This window comes from Chryseobacterium bernardetii (assembly GCF_003815975.1).
Lineage (GTDB): Bacteria > Bacteroidota > Bacteroidia > Flavobacteriales > Weeksellaceae > Chryseobacterium > Chryseobacterium bernardetii.
In genome coordinates, this window is record NZ_CP033932.1 from 3,805,443 (window position 1) to 3,824,520 (window position 19,078).

The 19,078-nt window shown below is 35.4% G+C and carries 20 protein-coding genes and 1 tRNA gene; 12 read left to right on the top strand and 9 right to left on the bottom strand.

What is annotated here, in order from left to right; all coding sequences use genetic code 11:
• Positions 1 to 26: 26 nt before the first annotated feature.
• Positions 27 to 1,007: a BtrH N-terminal domain-containing protein gene (locus EG339_RS17260; RefSeq protein WP_123871186.1), complete on the bottom strand. Its 981-nt coding sequence runs from the start codon at positions 1,005 to 1,007 to the stop codon at positions 27 to 29.
• Positions 1,008 to 1,216: 209 nt separating this feature from the next.
• Between EG339_RS17260 and EG339_RS17265 the strand changes: the two genes are divergently transcribed.
• The 10 genes from EG339_RS17265 to EG339_RS17305 all read left to right on the top strand — a co-directional run bounded on the left by EG339_RS17265 (position 1,217) and on the right by EG339_RS17305 (position 9,867).
• Entirely contained in the window at positions 1,217 to 1,705 is a 489-nt protein-coding gene (locus tag EG339_RS17265) for a GNAT family N-acetyltransferase (protein ID WP_123871187.1), read from the top strand.
• Between the two features lie 2 nt (positions 1,706 to 1,707).
• Positions 1,708 to 2,190 carry a MarR family winged helix-turn-helix transcriptional regulator gene (locus EG339_RS17270; protein ID WP_123871188.1) on the top strand — a complete coding sequence of 161 codons (483 nt, stop codon included), beginning with the start codon at positions 1,708 to 1,710 and terminating at the stop codon, positions 2,188 to 2,190.
• A gap of 89 nt (positions 2,191 to 2,279) precedes the next feature.
• On the top strand, positions 2,280 to 2,426 hold the full coding sequence (locus EG339_RS17275) for a hypothetical protein (RefSeq protein WP_228459640.1): 147 nt from the start codon (positions 2,280 to 2,282) through the stop codon (positions 2,424 to 2,426).
• 434 nt (positions 2,427 to 2,860) lie between these two features.
• Positions 2,861 to 4,993, top strand: a complete 2,133-nt coding sequence (locus EG339_RS17280; protein WP_123871189.1) for a type VI secretion system Vgr family protein — start codon at positions 2,861 to 2,863, stop codon at positions 4,991 to 4,993.
• Positions 4,994 to 5,009: 16 nt separating this feature from the next.
• Positions 5,010 to 7,037 (top strand): polymorphic toxin-type HINT domain-containing protein, encoded by a 2,028-nt coding sequence (locus EG339_RS17285; protein WP_123871190.1) that lies wholly within the window; start codon positions 5,010 to 5,012, stop codon positions 7,035 to 7,037.
• A gap of 13 nt (positions 7,038 to 7,050) precedes the next feature.
• The gene (locus EG339_RS17290) at positions 7,051 to 7,731 is read left to right on the top strand and encodes an Imm26 family immunity protein (RefSeq protein WP_123871191.1); all 681 of its coding nucleotides are present in this window, start codon (positions 7,051 to 7,053) and stop codon (positions 7,729 to 7,731) included.
• A 15-nt stretch (positions 7,732 to 7,746) separates the two neighbouring features.
• A complete protein-coding gene (locus tag EG339_RS17295; protein ID WP_123871192.1) occupies positions 7,747 to 8,226 on the top strand; it encodes a DUF4259 domain-containing protein in 480 nt (159 codons plus the stop codon).
• A gap of 35 nt (positions 8,227 to 8,261) precedes the next feature.
• Positions 8,262 to 8,591: a hypothetical protein gene (locus EG339_RS17300; protein WP_123871193.1), complete on the top strand. Its 330-nt coding sequence runs from the start codon at positions 8,262 to 8,264 to the stop codon at positions 8,589 to 8,591.
• 60 nt (positions 8,592 to 8,651) lie between these two features.
• The gene (locus EG339_RS24315) at positions 8,652 to 8,816 is read left to right on the top strand and encodes a hypothetical protein (protein WP_164466453.1); all 165 of its coding nucleotides are present in this window, start codon (positions 8,652 to 8,654) and stop codon (positions 8,814 to 8,816) included.
• A 166-nt stretch (positions 8,817 to 8,982) separates the two neighbouring features.
• The gene (locus tag EG339_RS17305) at positions 8,983 to 9,867 is read left to right on the top strand and encodes a hypothetical protein (RefSeq protein WP_123871194.1); all 885 of its coding nucleotides are present in this window, start codon (positions 8,983 to 8,985) and stop codon (positions 9,865 to 9,867) included.
• Here the strand turns inward: EG339_RS17305 and EG339_RS17310 are convergent.
• Both EG339_RS17310 and EG339_RS17315 read right to left on the bottom strand, forming a co-directional pair.
• Positions 9,848 to 10,168, bottom strand: coding sequence for a hypothetical protein (locus tag EG339_RS17310; RefSeq protein WP_123871195.1), 321 nt, complete (start codon positions 10,166 to 10,168; stop codon positions 9,848 to 9,850). The two genes, EG339_RS17305 and EG339_RS17310, sit on opposite strands and share 20 nt — an antisense overlap.
• Before the next feature lie 132 nt (positions 10,169 to 10,300).
• Positions 10,301 to 12,910 carry a TonB-dependent receptor gene (locus EG339_RS17315; protein WP_123871196.1) on the bottom strand — a complete coding sequence of 870 codons (2,610 nt, stop codon included), beginning with the start codon at positions 12,908 to 12,910 and terminating at the stop codon, positions 10,301 to 10,303.
• 587 nt (positions 12,911 to 13,497) lie between these two features.
• On the opposite strand from EG339_RS17315, the gene EG339_RS17320 reads away from it, so the two are divergent.
• Positions 13,498 to 14,586, top strand: a complete 1,089-nt coding sequence (locus tag EG339_RS17320) for a hypothetical protein (RefSeq protein ID WP_123871197.1) — start codon at positions 13,498 to 13,500, stop codon at positions 14,584 to 14,586.
• Between the two features lie 236 nt (positions 14,587 to 14,822).
• Here the strand turns inward: EG339_RS17320 and EG339_RS17325 are convergent, their stop codons facing one another.
• The 5 genes from EG339_RS17325 to EG339_RS17345 all read right to left on the bottom strand — a co-directional run bounded on the left by EG339_RS17325 (position 14,823) and on the right by EG339_RS17345 (position 17,638).
• Positions 14,823 to 15,203, bottom strand: coding sequence for a DUF1634 domain-containing protein (locus EG339_RS17325; protein WP_123871198.1), 381 nt, complete (start codon positions 15,201 to 15,203; stop codon positions 14,823 to 14,825).
• A gap of 3 nt (positions 15,204 to 15,206) precedes the next feature.
• On the bottom strand, positions 15,207 to 16,043 hold the full coding sequence (locus EG339_RS17330; RefSeq protein WP_123872713.1) for a sulfite exporter TauE/SafE family protein: 837 nt from the start codon (positions 16,041 to 16,043) through the stop codon (positions 15,207 to 15,209).
• A gap of 367 nt (positions 16,044 to 16,410) precedes the next feature.
• Positions 16,411 to 16,484, bottom strand: a tRNA-Ala gene (locus EG339_RS17335).
• 83 nt (positions 16,485 to 16,567) lie between these two features.
• Positions 16,568 to 16,786: a glyceraldehyde-3-phosphate dehydrogenase gene (locus EG339_RS17340; protein ID WP_123871199.1), complete on the bottom strand. Its 219-nt coding sequence runs from the start codon at positions 16,784 to 16,786 to the stop codon at positions 16,568 to 16,570.
• A 168-nt stretch (positions 16,787 to 16,954) separates the two neighbouring features.
• On the bottom strand, positions 16,955 to 17,638 hold the full coding sequence (locus EG339_RS17345; protein WP_123871200.1) for a hypothetical protein: 684 nt from the start codon (positions 17,636 to 17,638) through the stop codon (positions 16,955 to 16,957).
• A gap of 388 nt (positions 17,639 to 18,026) precedes the next feature.
• Between EG339_RS17345 and EG339_RS17350 the strand changes: the two genes are divergently transcribed.
• Positions 18,027 to 18,395 (top strand): hypothetical protein, encoded by a 369-nt coding sequence (locus tag EG339_RS17350; protein WP_123871201.1) that lies wholly within the window; start codon positions 18,027 to 18,029, stop codon positions 18,393 to 18,395.
• A 32-nt stretch (positions 18,396 to 18,427) separates the two neighbouring features.
• Here EG339_RS17350 and EG339_RS17355 read toward each other — a convergent pair whose 3' ends face one another.
• Positions 18,428 to 19,060: a hypothetical protein gene (locus EG339_RS17355; RefSeq protein ID WP_123871202.1), complete on the bottom strand. Its 633-nt coding sequence runs from the start codon at positions 19,058 to 19,060 to the stop codon at positions 18,428 to 18,430.
• Positions 19,061 to 19,078 lie beyond the last annotated feature (18 nt).

The following is a 19,078-nucleotide window of genomic DNA, read 5'->3' on the forward strand; positions in this document are numbered from 1 at the left end:
TTATGACGGGTATAAATGAGTAGTTATTATATTGTTATCAAGATTTCCATCGCTTTTCTTTCCTGAACGGATATTGTTTTTAACTTGTCTGATGCCTCCTGAACATATTGAAAGTCTTTTGTTTCACTTACTTTTTCAAATAGCTGAGATACTTTTGTCCAAAGTTCTGCAATTTCTGTAAATGCTTCATATCCTGTTTTGAGCTGCTCAAGCTTAAGCAATTCATAGCTTTCTTTCAAAAAATCCCTATATAGATTTCTGAATAACGCCCCACCAGTTCCTGCTTTTTCCATGAGCAGCGCTGCTTGCCTGAATTCACCTTCAATGTTCTTACTCGTATTGAACCATTTGACAATTTCAGTACTTGTTTTCAATATTCCTTTGTATGAAATATTTGCAATAGGCGGGTTAAGATATTCTGCAGCATTATTTCTGATTGCTGTTAATATGGCTTTTTCCAGATTAAATTTTTGATCTGTTTTCTTGATCGTATAATACATATTTTTTGATGCCATCGGTCCTTTTTCAGAACGGGCCAATGCCAGACTTTTTAAAGAAGTTTGTACCAGGCTGCCTTGCTGCTTTGTATCTACAAGAAAAGCATTTTGCTCATCATAACCGTAGATAGCGGCATAATGTCCGGCAAAATGAAAAGGATTTGAAAAATATTCCAAATGAAAACAATCCATTTTTAAACCAACAGCCTGCTTTCTGTCCAGAAGTTCTTTTACAGAATCCCATGCCTTTTGCGGGGAAGCGGTTTCTTTTGCTGCTAATTCCAGGTTCAGGTTGCGGACGATGTTTTGGGTAAGGAGGTCAGGTTTTACCCTGCCGCCTAAGAACGGAAAATCCATGTTTTTCATCTTCCAATAGATAAATCCCAGGCCTTCACCCAACCCGAAAAGCATAGGTTCGGAAAGCTCAATTCCGATTTGTAGCAATAATGTTCCTGTTGCTGTAGTTTCGCAATGTTGCCCGCTAAATGGCTTAAAATTTTCTATTTTCATTTCAGTGATGGTTATAAGCTTTTTGATATTGGAAAATTACTTAAATATCATGATATGAGAAAATCTAAGATTCATATTTAAGTCTTAATAATTACCCTGTATTATTAGGAGATGTGCAGATAAATACTGTGTTAAAATTTTTTAAAAGTTAAAAACAGTTTGTATATATGTATTTAACTACGTAGTTTTATACTTTAAAATAATTCGCTATGAAATTACAGGTACAATCCATAGGAAATGCTTATTCGGAACAGGCTATTGACCTGATCCTGACTATTCAGCAAAAGGAATTCAACATCCCCATTACTGTAGAAGATCAGCCGGACCTGAAAGAGATAGAAACTTTTTATCATGAAGCGGGCGGAAACTTTTGGGGGGCTTTTATAGGCGGTAAGCTGGTTGGTTCTATCGCTTTGGTAAAGTTTGACGAAAGGGCAGCAGCCATCAGAAAAATGTTCGTTAAAAAAGAGTTCAGAGGTAAAGAGCTGAATATAGCCCAGATCCTACTGGAAATTTTAGTTGCTTTCTGCCGTGAAAATAAAATTGATGATCTGTATTTGGGAACTGTTACGGTGTTGAAAGCTGCTCAGCGTTTTTATGAAAGAAATGCTTTTATAAAAATAGAAAAAGAAAATCTTCCGGAACATTTTCCATTAATGAGTGCTGATGATATTTTTTATCACTTACATATTAAATAAACATGAATGTTATTAACCAAGCAGGAATCCTTGCTATATCTACAAGAATGCACCGTCTCAGTGAACAGCTGAGGAAAGATGGTGCCCTGATCTATAAAGCCTTCGGAATTGATTTTGAACTGAAATGGTTTCCTGTTATTTACACCATTTATCAAAAAGAATTAGCCAGTGTGGTGGAAATTGCCAATGAAATTGGATATACCCATCCATCCACCATTACCTTGCTTAAAGAATTGGAGAAACTTGAACTGATAGCATGGAGGAAAGACAGACAGGATGAACGTAAAAGACTATTTATGCTGACTTCTAAAGGAAAAGAACTGGTCGGGAAAATGAAACCGGTCTGGGAACTGATGTCTCAGGTGCTTGAGGATATTGCAGATAACCAGAATAATTTGTTGGCAGCCATTAATGAAGCGGAAGAGAAAATTGCCAGCCAGTCTTTTTATCAGAGAGCTTTACAGCTTAAAAATTCAAATAAATAACGAAATTAATAAAAATGGCAATGATTAGAAAAGCAGTTCATGAGGATGTCGTACAGGCCGCTCAGATACTTGAATAAGTAAAAACACACATGCTGAATGAGGGAATTGACCAATGGGATGAGGAATATCCAAATATAAAGGTTCTTGCAGAGTATACTAAAAAAGAATACGAATTTGAAGGAACAGTACATTCCCATAAAGGCATATTCAATTGCTATGAAAAGGCAGTGAAATAAGAAGTATAATCTGATGATTATAAATTACATCCATGTTGCTGATAATCCGAATGCAACGTGGATTTTTTTATGAAAAAAAACAATGGATGCTTTAAGGAAAAGCTTTTTCAAAATCCATTGTCGTAGTTCTACGACAATTTTCAAAATAATAGGTAATTCATTTTGACGTGAATATTTAAGGTTATATATTGCATTACCAAAATCACCGAAAAACTTATGAAAAAATATAAAAATCAATCCTGTACAAAAGTACTTCCAGGTACTTAAATGTGGAATAAATTTTCTGAAAATTCCAACTGCACCCATCTCAGATCAATCATAGAAAAGCTTGTTCACAAGAGACCGTTACAAGCGGCAGATTGATTCTTTGAGTTAAAGGGTCTCACCTGCAAAGGTTGAATACCAATTAAGTCATACACCAAAAAAATGATGTCATGTTTAAGGAACAGAATAATCTTCCAAAACCGGAAATAGATTCAGATAAGACAGGTTTTGTAAACAAAATCCGGGAAAATAAAAAAATAAAAGAAGTAAAGAAAGCTGCTTCAAAAGTGAATAACGCATTGAATGTAGCGAATACGGGAAAACAATTCCTGAATCAGCCTTTGCTGCCGAATGAGCCTGCCATTATTCAAGAAAAACTTTGGGCAAAGCAGCCAACATCAAGAATATTCAATGCGGACAGTATTCCCGAGAGCGCTATAGCAGGAATTAACCGTGTGGTAAAACTTGATATTCACGTAGAAGGCAAGCCAATAAAATATTTCAAACACTTTAAGCTTACCCAAAGTACAATCAAACATCATGAATTTGAACTGATTTTGCCTCATGATACTTTAGGAAGTGCAGAAAATCATAATCTTGAAGAAGTACAGAACTTCCTGGGGAAAAGAATTACAGTTGTTTTCAAATATAAAGATGTAGAAGGAGGGGCCGAAAGAAATTTTGTGGGAGTCATCACAGAAGTTGGCTTCAGCCAGGAAAAAGGAAGCCTGGGAAATCTTGTATTGTCAGGCTTCAGTCCAACCATTTTGCTGGATGCTGCCCCCCATATTCAAAGCTTTGGAGGAGCTAAGCCGATTAGTTTGAATAGTATTGCTAACGAGGTTATTAAAGAAGGACTGGGGCAGGGCAAGTATGACTTCAGAGTAGATGCCCGCCAGGGAAATGTTTCTTACAGCTGTCAATATGAAGAAACTCATTATAATTATCTGGCAAGGATAGCGGAAGCTTACGGGGAGCAATTCTTTTATGATGGGGAAGTCCTGCATTTCGGACAGCTTCCTCCACAGGAAAAACCAGTGAAGCTGACCTATGGCAGTAACCTCACTGATGTTAAAATCAAAATGAAAGTGCAGCATGTTAATCCATCGTTTTATGGGTATAACAGCAGCAAAAATGAAAAATTCAAAGGCGCAAGTTCAAAAATTAATCATACTTCGGATATAGCCAAACGGGCATATGAAATTTCGGAAAAGACTTTTCAGACACCGTCTTTACGGGTTGCTCCTATAAAGGCTGTTTCCTTTATGGATATTGATGCCTCTCAGAAAGGGGCTGCGGGAAGCAAGGCTTCAGAGGTCTTTGTTACCTCAGGGAACACAACAGTACCATTCCTTTATCCGGGATGTATTGCAGATATAGAAATGCGTAAAGCAGACACCAATGATACCGGATATTTTACCAAGCTTATGCTTATAGAAGTAACCCATCAGGTAGATGCCCGTGGATATTATGACGGATCTTTTCAGGCAATAGCCTCTGATACGGGATTTATTCCAAGACCGGAATTTACAGTTCCCGTGGCAGAACCTCAGTTCGGAAAGGTAGTTTCCAACACTGATCCTGAAAATCAGGGCCGTGTACAGGTTCAGCTTGACTGGCAAAACGGGCAGGATACTACGGAATTTATCCGTGTGATGTCTCCGGATGCGGGAAGCAGTGAGAAAGTAGGGAAGAATCGTGGCTTTATGTCTATTCCCGAAGTAGGGGATCAGGTGATCGTCAATTTTGTACATCTTCATCCGGACCGTCCTTTTGTTATGGGCGGGATGTATCATGGTGGAATAGGAGCTGGTGGCGGAGCCGGAAATAATATCATGAGTTTCAGTGGCCGAAGCGGTGCTGAACTGAAATATGACAATGGTGCCGGATCTGTAAATCTTAAAGATCAGGGTGGTGCCAACATGCATTTTGACGGAACCGGAAATGCCACTACCAATGCCAATAGCAATCACACCGTAAACGCAGGCAGCACCAATGTAATCAATGTTGGAGGTAAAAAAGATGCTCCACCACAATCATTATTAAAAATGGATGCAGGCGGCAATATTACCCTTGACGGAAAAACAAGCATCACACTGCAAGTAGGAGATAACTCTATTACCATCTCTGAAGCTGGAATTACCGCATCAGCAGGAAAAGGAATGATTGATATCACCGCACTCACAGGAGCATTAGGACTATCAAGCAAAGGTGGCCCTATGGATATCAGCACAGATTCGCCACTTACCATTACCGGAGGGCCAAGCGCTGTGATGTCTTCAGGAGATACCAACATTATGTAATTCTAAAACAGAAATCATGGATGAGTTAGAATACATCACCCTCAATGCCCTGATGATGTGTGACCAGGGAGCTGCCCCGGATTTCTTCAAACCTACGTTCAATACAAAGGTGAAGATCCACGGTTGTCTGGTGGCTACTAATCAGGATGCTACTCCTCTGATTAACATTCCATCCTTTAAGGTATGCAAAATCAGTGGTGGACCGTGTACCCCTGCCACCGTTCCTATGACCTGGCAGGATACCTGGCAGGTAAAAATCAACGGAATCAGATCTTTGATAGGGAAAAGCACCTGTCAATGTCCTGTGGGTGGGAAGATAGAATTTATGACCAGCGGTCAGGTCCCTCTTCCGGACGATGCTGCACAGGAAGTAAAAGATATGCAGGATCAGGCACAGCGCGAACTTGACGACAGCGGACATGGAGACAGTGTAGGAGAAGCTGGTTTTGTGGAGGGGATGATTCCGGTTTGGGGAAGTGGCCGCGACCTTATCAATGATATACAAACTGGTGATGTAGGAGGAAGCCTTATGAATGCCGGATTTTTAATCTGGGATGTAGCTTCCATTGCTGTAGGAGTAGTTTCCTTTGGAACCGGGACTGTAGCGATGCAAGGGGCAAAAGCCGGAGTGAAAGGGGCTATCAAAGCAGGGGCAAAAGCCATCTCTAAAGAAGCACTTCAACAAATGGGGAAAGCAGCGCTGAAAAAGCTGAGCAAGGAAGCCTTAAAGAAAAGTGTGGATGATGTTGCCAAAAAGCTTCTTAAAACCTGTGTTTTTGCTTGTTTTCCGGCCGGAACACCTGTTCATACCAAAGATGGAATTAAAAATATCGAAGATATCAGAATTGGAGATCTGGTATGGGCTTATGATGAAGATACAGATACTGTAGCCCTTCAGCCGGTGATTGATCTTATCACCAATGAAAGCGACCACACTATTAGTATTTATACAGAAGCGGAAGTGATTGAAACAACGGCGATACATCCTTTTTATACGAATGGAGAATGGATTGATGCTTCGGAATTGAAAGAAGGAGATAAAATCCTTTTGCGTGACCAGCAAGAAGGTGTTATACAAAAAACAGAATTTAATTATACCCCTCAGAAAGTCTATAATTTTGAGGTAGACCAATGGCATAATTATTTTGTAGGAGACTCAGGTGTTTTGGTTCACAACAGTGGAAAATGCTTAAGTAAAATGGCTGATGAAGCCGCTGAGCTTGTTGCAAAAACCTGGGATGATCTGGCTAAACTTAAACACTGTTTCCCTGCCGGAACTTTAGTGAAAATTGATGAAAATAGCGGCTATGCAGCTATTGAAACAATTTCAGTAGGAGATTATGTTACAGCTTTTGATCAGGATAAACATACGGAAGTTTTAAAACAGGTTACCGGAGTGTACGTGAATCATACGGAAAGTCTTTGCAGGCTGTATATTGGAGATGAAATCATCGAAAGTACATCAGCCCACAGGTTTTGGTCATTAACCCATAATGATTGGATTAATGCAGAAGATATTGAGAGCGGAAACCTATTGATGGACGCTACCGGAAAATCGGTCATTGTAGAAAAGACCGAAAAAATTGCTGGAAATTTCAAAACTTATAATCTTGAAGTGGATGAAGTACATAATTATTTTGTGTCTTCACTTGATATTCTAGTGCATAATGGAAAATCATATCCAAATTCAATTTTTCATGATTTAACAACAAGAAGTACTGAAATATATAGATATTTTGATCCTGTAACTGGAGAAACTTTATATGTTGGAAAAACGGTTCAAGGAGTAAATAAACGAGCTAGTCAACATGCACTAGAAAAAGGACTTCAGAATTTAATAGATGAGGAAAAATTAGCCTACGAGGTTATTGATAGAGGTAATTGGAATGCATTTCAAACAGCAGCTCATGAACAACATTATATTTCTAAATTTGGAACAAAAGGTAAAAAAGCTGGAGCTGTCATATGGAATAAAATAAATGCATTATCTGCTAAAAAATTTAATTACTTTAGTAAATTAATAGGATGCGGAGCAAGTATTTAAGCTAAAATATAATATGAATAAAAAGTTAAAAATAGGAGATATATTTTATCTCAAATTAAAAGATCAAGAAAAATATGTATTTGGAAGAGTATTGTTTGATGTAAAAAAACAATATCAAAAAATTGTAAATGTTAATAATCTGCCTTCTGATTATTTTCCGTACTTAAAGATGTTTTATTCTGATTGTCATTTGGTTGAAATGTATGATGGCGTTTATGATAATATAAACGACTTTGAGAGTTCTTCCAAAATTATTATCCCACGAGTATTAACACTGCCTGTAGACTCAAAAAGAAATGTTTTAGAATGGGGAATAGTTACTAATCAGAAAGTCGATTATACCCAAATAGAATTTCCGGAAAACTTAAATTTATCAAGTAATGTTAAGTTTTTAGATCGAGGGGAATTGTCGTTACGAACTAAAATAACGGGGAATGAAGCAGAAAATATGGGCTATAAAAGTAATATGTGTGTTCCGTTAACAGTGGCAAACGCTTCATTAGATTTTCAGGGAAGAAGAGATTTAATTCCAGAAGATATCCGTAGACCTTCATATCTGAAAGATAATGATTTGTATTATAATCCTGAACTTAGAACAAAAATTTATACTGAGTTAAATATTGATCCAAATAAAAGCTATTATGAATTATCTAAGGAAATGGGATTTGATTTAGCCAGATTCTATGAACATTAATTTTAAAATATAATTATGGGGGCTTGGGGATACAAGAATTTTGAAAATGATACTGCAACAGATTGGTTTGCAGAACTGGAGGAATCTCCGGATAAAGAATTAGTGATTCCTTATCTCACCAAAATTTTAGATGAAGATGATTTTATAGATGACGAAGAAAGTTTTATTACATTAGCAATCCTTGAAGCACTGAATGGTCGTTTGAAACTGATCTCCACAGACTACCGTCTGCCGCCATTGGAATCCGTAGATACGGTTGTGTTGTCCCAAATGGTAATAAGTGCAGCTAAAAAAATCCTTTTCTTTAAAGAACATTCAGAAGTAAGAGAATTATGGCTGGAATCTGATGAATACTACCAATGGCTTAATTATCAGGTTTCTCTAATTATGAAGCTTGAAAGCTATTACAGTAAGTATAACTTTATGGGGCACGAGAACAACGATCCTGAAATTGAAGCAGAATGGACGAAGTATATAAAAACTAATTTTTCGTGATATACAAAACAGAATTTTCGAAGTATAACGGACTTATGGAAAAGATAATGGATGAACAAACTACATTAGAAGTTCATTTATCAACAGAGTTTAGTCAGAATGTTCCAAAGAAGTTTTTAAAATATACCCCAGATGAGTGGGCTAGATATGCTTTTGAAAATGAACTTGAATATAGTATTAACTATTATAAAGATGAAAAACCTTATTGTCAGGTTACCATTGATTCTATGAGTATAAAATTAAATTTTTACGATAATAATATACTTAAGCATAATCTAATGATAATCTTTTCTAAAGGTGAGATAGTTAAAGGAGATTTTGAGATATATAGTAACAATAAAATTTTTTTAAAACAAATTTCTTAGTATGGTGATCTGGGAAAAACACTTTTATTCTATTCAAATAAAAAGAAAGACAATGTTTTTTTGAAGGAATTTGTAAAAGAAAATGATAAAACAGTACTAATCGAACAATTTGGAACTGCAGATCTATCCAAACATTGGTTTGATGCTCCTAAAGATTATTTAGACTATGAAGCATTGTTAGATTACCAGAATTTATTTAATGAGCTCCCATCAGTACCAGCTTAAAAAAATATTAAGTTGTTAGATAGAGGGGAATTGTCCTACGAACTAAAATAACGACCCGAAAATTGATGCGGAATGGCCACAATATATAAAAACCAATTTTTCATAATAAATAAAACATCTTTAGAGGAGATTATTAATTAAACGGCACTGGAATTAAAATAAAGTAATGAGCGTTTCAAATTTCTTTTTCGGGGAAAATATTCCTCTTCTTCAGCTTGAGAAATTCTCGCAGGAATATACCCTGAATGTGGAAAATACCTTTCTGATGGGAAAGGAAAATTCCCCTATTTCTTTAAAAACCTCATCTGAGCTGTTGGTTGACCAGCATAAAGAAACAGATTTTATTTACAATAGAGTAAACCTTCTTAAAATTACAGGAGATACCGAAGATCATGCACTGAAGTTTTTTTTGCTGCAAAGTCTTGCCCTTGCTGATATTTCACCCAATATTCATATCAAACGAAATGCAAACGGAAAGATACTTTCTGTGGAGAATAAAGATGAGCTGTGGAAGAGCTGGGAAGAATGGAAAGAGCATAAGCTGGCATCAGTTTTTCCGGAAGAAAAAGATCAGGTTAAACTGGTTGCCAATTATGAAAAAGGACTGAAAAGCTTTGAGGGAGAACTGAAGAAAAACCTACAGTATATCCTGTTGTTACCGGAAGTTTACAGCCTTATATTTCCACCAAATGAATATTACAGTTTTCTATCCAGCCCGTTGAGTATCCGTTCAAGATTGGTTCAGGGAGTAGAGTACAGCTATCAGCTGAAACTGGTAAAGCTTGAAGAAGAAAACAATACTCTTTTTGTAGAGTTTCATGCTGTACTGAACAACCGGGAAGAACTCATTAAAAGCCATATTAAAAAGCTTTATGAAAATGAAAAGAAATTCTCTGTTGACCAATTTGAATTCAGTGTCAAAATAAGATATAATTTTGAAAAGTCAACCGGCAGAATAATGAACGCAGAACTTTATTTCGTAGAAAAAATGCATGAGCATCTTGCTTATATGATTGATATGGATTTAAAGATTAAATCAGTTGAGGATTAATGATATTGAGTATAGGATGAAAAAACAATTGTTGCTTTAAATACTGTTTATCTTCTTCTCTGAGTTCATTAGTTCCAATCCCGATACCATTCCAGGGTTTTCCGTTATTTGGTTTATCTCCCAATTCAATTGATTCAATTTTAATTTTTTTATCAATTCCTATTGTTTTTAAATCTATTAATTGCCCCGGATGTATTTCTCCGTCAATAATTTTCCCAAGCAGATAAAATTTTCTGTTGGTAAGTTGAAAAGCGCTGTCAATTTTAAATTTTGCTGTTACTTCATATGATTTCCTGTCCATAAATGTGTACAGTATTTATTCTTGTCTAATTTACCATTATTCTTTACACAATAGGAGAGTGCAGTATCTTCTTTAAAATAAAAGAACCCGCCACTTTTGACGGGTTCAATTGATTATATTCAGATGGTGTCGTTAGAATCTGAAAGTAGCCGCCACAGACCACGTTCTTCCGAATCCTAGGAAACCAGTATTGGCATCTGCAACACCCTGGTAAACTCTACCAGCTTCCTGGTATGTTTTTCCAGCATCCGGACCAGCACTAATCTTATCAGTAGCGTGAATATTAGAACTTAATTCAGAAATATAATATTTGTTGAATAAGTTGTAAACATTCGCTCTTAATGTTAAAGATTTTTTCTGGCCTATTTCAAATTTGTAACTAGCTCCTACGTCAAATAAATTATAGCTTGGTAATTTTACAATTCCTCTTTCTCTGTCAGCTTCTGTAAGGAAGTTAATAGGGTTGAACTGTGCATATAATTTGTCATAATATTCCCAGTTAGCATCAATACTGAAAGCTTTGGTAATGTTATAGTCAACTCCTAAGCTTGCTGTTGTTTGTGCAGCATCACCAACTTTCAGATCCTTAATATTGATTGTTCCAGTTGCTCCGGTAACTTCCTGGTTGCTTTGAACATCAAGAATATTAAAGTTTGCATTTCCTTTGTATTTCCAGTTTCCAAATGAAACCATTCCTCTTAATCTAAGGTTAGCAAAAGGTCTTGCTTTCGCTTCCAATTCCACACCCTGGTGAAGCTGTCCAACATTCAGGGCATTGTAGAAATAAGCATTTCCAAGCTTTAGCTGAGAGAATTTAGCAACATCTGCTGCGCCTGCATTGAATGTTCTGGAAATGAACCTGTCATCCCACTGTGTTCTGTACGCATTGATATTAACATCTATATAACGGAATTTGAAACCATATCCCAGTTCTAAAGAGAAAATTCTTTCATTCTTCGCATCATTGTAAATATTCTGGTTGGAAGGGAATAAGGCATTAAATAATGGCTGCCTTGAAATAACTCCTGCATTGAAAAATACATTATGATGATCATCAATATTGTAGTTAGCTCCTCCTTTTACGATGTAACCTGTTTTATGGTACCATTTGGTGTCCTGGTTTCCAGGAGTGTACAGCATATAATCTCTTCTCTTGTAATACTGCTCAGAAACTGATCCCTGAACAGATGCACTCAGTTTTTCAGAGCTGTATTCAACCATTCCGTATACACCGGCCCACTTTACAAGACCTTCGTTGTGAATAGATATCTTTTGAGTATTTCCTGTCTTTGTTAATGGTTCAGGCTTTACTGTACGGTCAATATAATAACCGTTTGGATTATTTACTGAGCTTTTAACAAATAAAGCATCAGATCCTAATAGATCAGTAGTAATATCGTAAAGAGCTCCTTTGTAAGTCTTAAGGTCAATTCCTCCGTTAAAAGTCCAGTTATTTTTTTTGTAATTAAGGTCAGCAATTACTCCGTACCAGTCATGAGCATTAATACTTTGCTTTCTGATAATACCACTGGTTCCATTTAAAGTAGCTACATTTTGTCCATTATAATCGGTAGGAGAACCTGCAGGGGCAACAAAACCTGATTTCTGAAAAATATTTCCGTTATAATCGGTTACTGCACCTCCTCTGTTATAGCGGTATATCATATCCCAGTTAATAGTACCATCTCCTCCAGGACCAGAATTTGTGAAGTTCATGATGTCTCCTTTGGCATTTTTAATAGAACCGTTAAGTCCGGTACCACCACCGCCACGTCCCCAGGATCCGTAAACCACGGTAGATAATTTCAGGTTGTCATTAATATTCCAGTCCCAGTTTAATGAAGCAATTGGTTTGTGATAGAAGTTAGGGGCTAAATTGAATTGAGAACCATTCAGCATTCCTGTTTGTGGATTGTATCTTCTTCCATACGTTTCAAACTGTTGCAAAGTCGCTACATTAGCACCGGTTGCCGAAGATCTTCTGGTGTCATGTACCTGTGGTGCTCCCGTTGCAATGAAGTTGAATGCGTGCTTTTCATTCGGTTTAAATCCTGTTGAGAAAAACCAGGAATATCCTTCACCTTTAGTTCCATTGATATAACCATCACCTTGCCAACGGGAAAGCAATACAGTAGTTCCCCATTTATTTTTCAGCCCGGAAGAGTACATTGCTGAAAGTCTTGAGTAGTTATCGTTACCAGCTTCAGCCTTAATCATTGCTTTTTGCTCAGAGTCGGTAGCTTTTGTAACAATATTGATGGTTCCCCCCACAGAAGGAACTACAAATTTAGAAGCTCCTAAACCTCTCTGGATCTGGATAGAGCTGGCAATATCTGCTAATCCGGTCCAGTTAGACCAGTATACGGTACCTCCCTGCATATCATTAACAGGCTGTCCGTTGATGATCACCGCAATATTGGCACCATCAAAACCTCTCATGTTAATTCTGCTATCTCCAAATCCGCCACCTACTTTGGTAACGTAAACGGATGGAGTAGACTTCATAATTTCAGGGAATTCTCTGTTTCCCAGTTTCTCCTGAATTTCAGCTGCCTTAATATTGGAAACTGCAACAGGTGTTTTTCTCTCTTTGGCTGTTTGGGAAAGGTTTCTACCTACCAACATCACCTCATCAATAGATTTAGATTTTTCTAAAGAATCCTTCGTACTCTGCCCATAATATAAGGCGGCCGTTGGCAATACAAGCGCAATAAGAAGTCGCTTTTTTAAAATAATGCTCATGAAATAAACTAGCGTGTTTGATTTTAAGGCTGCAAAGATGAAAATTTATTTTTTAATTAAGTATTAAATCTTTTTTACGGGATTTTGTAACCGTCGAATAGTGAGCATGATTGCTGGCTATTTTATGATATGTTAACTTTATTTAACAGATTAATTTGTAGATTGTTAGATCAATAATTCCAGCCGAAAAGAGTTTGTTTTGATGATAATGTAAGCATTTATTTTGTAAAAAATATTGAGAAATATCAGTGTTTTTATATAAAATTGAGATATTTTTAATATTAAATCTATATTTTAGGAATTATTATTGTTTTCAGCATCGAGTTACATACAAAAGATACGAAAAATTGTAAGAGAAGAATTAGAAAATGAAAAAAGCTAGACAGATGGAAAAGTAGCTGTATCATCACACAAATGACCATCAAGAATATTTATGAATAGCTTCCTAAAGAAATTTTAATAGAGAGCAATCGACAACAGTTAATGAGTATAATATGATAAGTAACAGATTAAAGATGAGAATAAAAATTTTATTGATTTTTTGCTTTTTTATAGCAGTTCAATCTTCATACGCACAAAAAGCAAAAGTGATAATACTTGGTGTCGGTCATTCTACACAGCTGATTAATTATAATCAGCAACCAGCAGCAATAAGGGCCTTTATAGATAAGGTAAAACCTTCGGCTATTTGCATTGAAAGATCTCCTGAAGAGTTTTCCAGGAATGATTTTTATGAATTCACCTATGAACAACAATATACAATAATTCCATACGCCAGAAAAAATAAAATTCCTTTACATCCGATTGATTGGCTGCCCTCCGATCAAGATTTAGACCTTGCTTTCGGAATTAAGGACTTGGAAATTCCAAAATTTACAAGACAAAAAAACGGCTTTCTTGGCTTTACCACATTTACAGAAAAAAATGCTTTTGAAGATGGATTTTACTTTGCAGATCACAAAAAACATATAGACAGTATCGCCTCATGGTACACAAGTCACCCTGAAAAAAATGCATTTGATTTCCCGCGTCGATTATTTTTATATAGAACTTTTCTTCAATCAAAGAGAATACAAAAAGTATTGGAAAATTATTCTAAGTCAGACACAATATTGGTTGTAATTGGAGCTTTTCATAAAAATGATATTGAAAAAAATCTTGGACAGAACGGTTACGAAATCATCCAGCCAAATACTTTTGGAACAATAACTGATGAAGAAATCAGAAACCACTTTATACAGGAAGATGCTTATGCTATTTTATCTTTTAATTTATTGGGAATGCAGCATCAACTCAATAAAGTAAACAGGAAGTTAATTGATTTCGCATTTGGGCATTTGAAAGAAACAAATACAGTTGAAAAACAGTTTTTTATGGTTAAAAATGCTTCTTTTACAAAAGCGATCTCATCCAAACAATGTATTTCTGAGTACCTATCGCTTTTGGATAAAGTAAATGATGAAAAATTTACATGGACAGGTGTAAAGGATTTTTCCCGAGTAGATTCTTACTTTGACCCTTTTGGAAATTTATCTTTGGCAAAAAGAATCAGACTTGAATTAGCAAGAGAATATAGAAAATCATCTAAAGAAAAAGAATTTACTAGAGAAATAGCGATGGTTTTGGACGGTCTGAATGACTATAAAAGCCTATATATTGAGAAATATTTGTTTTAAAAAACGAGTATATTCAATTGTTGAAAGGTAATTTTAAATACCGGATAAATAGATGGTATTCAAAAATTGATAAATGAAATAAGCTTGGTTCTTTGAAAATTTAAATGCTGATTAAGAGCTTGCAAACAATATATGGAGAGCAATTTCTCTATGATATCGTTTATAAACTTTTAATCCTTGCGGTTTTCCGTAGAACTAAATTTTCTAACATTAAAACATTTTTCTGTATTTATAAATTAATGGCCAAATCCAAAATAAACGCTTGAGCATATGATAATAACTACCAGAATGGTAATAAAAGTATATAGTTTATCTTTTTCAAGAATAAAGCTGATTAAAGAAAGTAATAACCTGAGAAGTGGCGTAGCAAATAAAATAAGTATTCCAATATATACAATGCTGCTTCCATTAAATTCTACCGCTCCTTGAAAAATCTGATTTATAACCGTGAAGATACTTTCATCTTTTTCTTTAAATTGGGAATAATCAACAATTTCTGTAGAATGCTTGGAGAGCAAAATGGTACCTCCAACAATGCCTGTTATCAGCACCGTTCTGACCCCGTATTTTAATACATTACTTACAATTTTTTGTATGGTTTCATCTGTCACTTTCATTCTTTAAAATTTGCCTTTAATTCCGTTATAAATCATATTGAATGCTAAGAAGAATATTATAAAGGCAAAGACCTTACGCAGTTTTTTTGTATCTGTTGACATTAATATCTTTGATCCAATAATAGCTCCCAATAATACCCCTATCATAACTGGTAAACATATATCAGGGATAATGTATCCTTTTTGGATATAAATAACACAACTGGCTAAAGCAGTTACTCCCATCATAAAATTACTCGTTGTAGTTGAAACTTTGAATGGGATCTTCATGATTGTATCCATGGCAATAACTTTAAACGCTCCTGAGCCAATCCCTAACATTCCTGATAGCATCCCCGCAAGCCCCATCATTCCAAATCCTCCTATAACATTTTTTGTACCGTAGTTTACTTTTTCATTCTTTTTAATAGGGTAGTCTGAAGGTAGTTTAAGGGCAATGGCAATTTTGCTGGATTCCCTGACAACAGATTCTTCTTTTTTTCTTAAGGAATTTCCTGCAGAAAAAATCAGAGCCATTCCAAAAAGGATGGCTATATAAGAGCTTGGGGCAGCACTGGAAATTAATGCACCTATAACTGCCCCTGATGTGGTGGCAACTTCAAGGAACATTCCCAGCCTCATATTAACAATACCTTCTTTAACGTATGCTGCTGCTGAACCTGAAGATGTTGCAATTACGGACACTAAAGCTGCGCCAATTGCATAGTGAATATCTACACCTAAAAGAATGGTCAGCATAGGAATTACAACAATGCCTCCGCCTAGACCAGATAAAGAACCGATTATTCCCGCACAAATAGATCCTAGCAAGACTAAAACAGTAAATAATAAAACTGTCATAATAAAATATGAATTAAGATAGTGGAATACTTCCGTTTTTTGAACTGCAAATTTAAATAATATTAACGGTAGAAAATATTTATATAAATATTTTAAGTTGATTTTAAACAATGTTAAAGGCTTAATACTTATACAGTCATGATTAAATTTCAATCAATGTAAAGATAGAATTTCTCCTGTACTTCTTTAAGGCAAAAATGATTTTTAGTGGCAAAAGTTCTGCGAATGTGTGCGTTATTTCTGATTTTTTTTAAAAAACACCTAAATGAATATTGTTGCTCAGTGTTTCTGTCAGCATAACTAACAATGTATTAGAAACTAAAAAAACCGACATTGGAAGAGTAAAATCTTCAAGTGTCGGTTTTTGTGGAGAATACGGGATTCGAACCCGTGGCCTTTTGACTGCCAGTCAAACGCGCTAGCCAACTGCGCCAATCCCCCATTTTTAAAGTGGTACAAAAGTAAGTATTTAAATGATATGCACAAATATTTGTGTGAATATTTTTACAATTTTGTTACAATATTTAAGTTGTAACTTTATTCACTATCGCAATAAAGCTGTTTTTCAACAGTTCTGAGGGGTAAATGAACTGTTCTCCATTATCATTTCTAACAACAATAGCAGCCTGCTCATTGTTTAAACATCTGTCAATCTGTTCCTGCATTTCATTAAGTCTGCCTGGAACTATATCTAAAGTATACTTTCCTGTAGAATGGGTAATTTGAACTATTTTTTCTTTCATTGTTAAAAGTTTAATTCCTCCAAAGATAATTTTTTTCTTTTAATTGGGAAGAAATAAGGATTTATCTGTTTTAATGTATTCTCAAAGTATTGCCTAACTCAAAATAAAGAATCCCTCGATTTTGAGGGATTGTATTTTAGACACTTTTATTGCACTTAGAATCTTTTATCATAAACTTCTTGAACGTGCTACTGAAAGAAGATATATCAGATGGGCAAACATGTTTCTCTTTACAGATTCTATTTTTATATCTCCAGTGGTCTGATTAATAGTGGTTACAAGATCTGTATTGCATTGACCATTAAAATTTCCACTTCCTAAATAATTTGCAGAATTAGCAACGGGATAGGAAATTCTGGGATAATCCGGTGCCGTTTGGTTAGCAACAGCGGAAGTGTTTGAAAACCCTTTATTATCAATATATCGGGCGGTCCATGAGCCTAAAAATTGTCCGTTGCTTGTGTTAATACCTTGTCCCACAACTACTTCTGTTGCTACAGGATTACTAAACCCGGCACAGGAAGTATAATGGTTTAAAGAAACAGTGCAGGAAGAAGCATTGTCCCCGGGTTGAAAGCATTTTCCTTCATATACGGTGAATCTTTGTTCAGTGGAAGACATAGAAGTATTTAATAAAGCTTTTGGAGCAAAAATTTCTTCAGGAGAGATTAGTGTTAAAACTCCCTGGGAATCAGCAGCAACAATTTTATTATCAGGATTTGAAAGTCCTCTTACCCTTACCAATCCGTTAACGTCCAGCGTATTTGTAGGTGTTGTTGTGTTGATCCCAATTTGAGCATTTGCCAAACTACACAAAGCAAGTGCTGCCAAAAAAAAAGTCTTTCTTTTCATGGTATTTTAAGATACGGTTAAATTTTTCACTAATATAGGAAATATGCATTGATGAAGAGTAAAAAACTAATTAAAAATATGTTACATCTAAATTCACATTACAAAATAATAGTACTGATGAAAGTTTTTAAAATAAGTCTTTACAAATTAACTCTAAATTTAAGGTTGTTGAATTTGTTTGAAAAATATTTGTATTTTAGCCGGAATATATTGGTTTTTAATAAACATATTGTCCACTAATTAAAATTCAGATAATTTGAATAAAAAATTAGTAGATTTGCACGAAATAAAAAATAATAAATATTAAGCTCATTTTCTATAACAGGATATTCATTGATAGAATGTAATAGAGAGTACAGGATTTTAGGTTATAAAACTACTAGAAACTATGAAGAAACTTTTTTTACTTTTACTAACGGCATTTTTATTTATCGGCTGCAGTTCTGATGATGATACAATTTATGATTATGTAGGAACATGGTCTGGAACATATGAAGGGGGAGATAAAGGAGTGTGGAATTTTGTGGTTGATAAGACAGGGAAAGTGTCAGGAACCATGCATTCCGATGTTAGCAGTGAGAATTATAATATTTCCGGTAATTTGAGTAGTAGCGGAGATCTGGTAGGAACAGTAGGCCTTCCGTCAAAAGGAGAATTTAAAGGAAAACTTAATCCGGATAAAAAAGGAAACGGAAGCTGGTCTAATACACTTCCAACACCAGCACAATACGGAACATGGAAAGGAGATAAGCAATAAAACAAAAACCTGCAGATGTGCAGGTTTTTTATTTATAGAAATCCCATATGGGAAATTTTATTATTTTCATTCTTCAGGATCATAAAATAAAGAACAAAATCATTATCTGAAAACTGTTTCTTAAAAGATATATTATCCCGGTTCAAATATAAATCTTCCTCAGCTTTTTCAGCAGTATAAGTTTCAGAGTCCAGCTTTAACGTAATTATTACTGCCTTTTCCGCTTTTTCTCCTTTTATATAAAGAATGCGACCCTGACGCTCAATTTCTGACAGTACATTTTTGATTTCACCAAACTGAAAGGCATTGAGAATTTTCCTTCCATTTTCAGTTTTCAGTCCGTTTTCAACAGTCCGTTTTCCTCTCTCGGAAACAATGTCCAAATCTTTTATTTCAGTCATCAGCTTAGCAAACTTCTGGTAGAGTAGGGCATCTCCTGTATCTTTTAGATAAGGATCCAGACTTTTTCTGATGATCTTTCCTGTTTTTGAACAATGCCCGAATTCAGAGCTGTTCTGCCTTACTTTTTCATAAGACGGAGCCTTTTTAAAAGCCTTTTTATTGAACCCGCTTTTTTTCCGAACCACATTTTTGCCATTCAGAGTATAAAAAACAAGATCTCCCACAGAACCCTTTATTTTGATGAAACTTTCATAGGTTGCCATATTGCCAGAATTGAATTC